Source organism: Mycobacterium sp. pV006 (assembly GCF_041287115.1).
GTDB lineage: Bacteria > Actinomycetota > Actinomycetes > Mycobacteriales > Mycobacteriaceae > Mycobacterium.
In genome coordinates this window covers 1-1,452 of sequence record NZ_JBGGKT010000048.1, presented here as the reverse complement: position 1 = coordinate 1,452, position 1,452 = coordinate 1, and the positions used below count along the sequence as shown (strand labels likewise).

General features: G+C 64.3%; 1 protein-coding gene. It reads right to left on the bottom strand.

Annotated elements, in window-relative coordinates; all coding sequences use genetic code 11:
- Window positions 1-8 precede the first annotated feature (8 nt).
- Window positions 9-1,181, bottom strand: a complete 1,173-nt coding sequence (locus ACAG25_RS24725; protein ID WP_370491055.1) for an IS30 family transposase — start codon at window positions 1,179-1,181, stop codon at window positions 9-11.
- Window positions 1,182-1,452 lie beyond the last annotated feature (271 nt).

Here is a 1,452-nt window from a genome sequence, read left to right as displayed (position 1 = left end):
GGGCGGATTCAAGCGGTGGCTGCGGCGTATGCGGACGGGTCTGAGAGTAGTCGGTCGAGTTCTTCAGCGGGTGTGCGGAAGCCGTGTCGTTTGCGGGGTCGTGCGTTGAGTTCGGTGGCGACTTGGTCGAGGAAACCTGGTCCCCAAAATGACAGATCAGTCCCTTTGGGGAAGTACTGACGTAGCAGACCGTTGGTGTTTTCGTTGGTCGCGCGTTGCCAGGGACTGTGCGGATCGCAGAAGTAGATCGGCAGGCCGGTGGCTTCGGTGATCGCGGCGTGTCGGGCCATTTCGGTGCCCTGATCCCAGGTCAGTGAGCGGCGCAGGATCTCAGGGATTTCGACGATCTTGGCAGTCATCGCTGTGGCGACGGTCTCGGCGGTGTGATCGCCAGGCAGGTGCAGCAGCACGACGAAGCCGGTGCTGCGTTCGACCAGGGTGCCGATCGCACTGGCATTGCCCGCGCCCATGATCAAGTCGCCTTCCCAATGGCCTGGCACGGCGCGGTCGTCGGCCTCAGCGGGGCGTTCGGCGATACCGATCATGCCCTCTTTGAACCGTCGACGTTCAGCTATTTCGTTGCGGCCTCGCGGCTTTCGTTTGATCCTGCCGGTCCGCAATGCCGACTTGAGGTCTTTAGCCAACTCGCCGCGGGCCTGGACGTAAAAGGCCTGGTAGATCGTTTCGTGGGACACCCACATCTCCGCATCGTCGGGAAAGTCCAGTCGCAGCCGACCCGCGATCTGCTCCGGGCTGCGCCGCTGTTGCAAGCCTTGCAGAACCTCGCCCAGCAGCGCCGGATTGCGGTCAAGCTTGCGCTGTCGGGGACGCTTCCGACGGGCATCGGCCCCGTCTTGACCGACGCGGGCTCGATACCCCGAAGCGGTCTGTCCCCGAGCAATCTCCCGATCAATGGTGTCGCGGTGTCGCTGCATCAGCTCAGCCACCCGCGCCACCGAATAGCCATTCTCGAGCAACTCTTCAACACGGCAACGTTCGGTGAACGTCAACGCCGGCCGACGGCCAGTGCTCAAATCAACGACGGCGAGGACCTCGGTTTGCCCGACGACGGGACCTTCAGTTCTAGGCACGTAACCAGCCTGTTTGACCCAGCGTCGGCCCGCGAGCTCCGACACGCCCGCCTCAACAGCGGCCTGGGTCACCGAGGCCCCACCGTGCATCGCCGCCCAGAACGCCTCCCGCGCCGCCGCGCAGTACCGGGTCCCGAAATGCTTGGTCTGGACTTCATACCCAGCCGCACGGGCCCACATAGCGCCGGTCTCGCGATACACCCCGGCCACCGTGGCCGCCGCCGACCACGACATCCCAGCATCTACCGCGTCGAAAAACGCCTCACGCACCCCCTCCGGGGCTTGCTGGCCCCGCCCTCGAAAACCCATCGAAACAACACCCCTAACCATCAGGTGCCGCAACGATCACTTGAGTCTGCCC

Bases quoted from the DNA above. Each gene is read 5' to 3' on its own strand.
- ACAG25_RS24725 (WP_370491055.1), bottom strand. From the start codon at position 1,181: ATGCACGGTGGGGCCTCGGTGACCCAGGCCGCTGTTGAGGCGGGCGTG.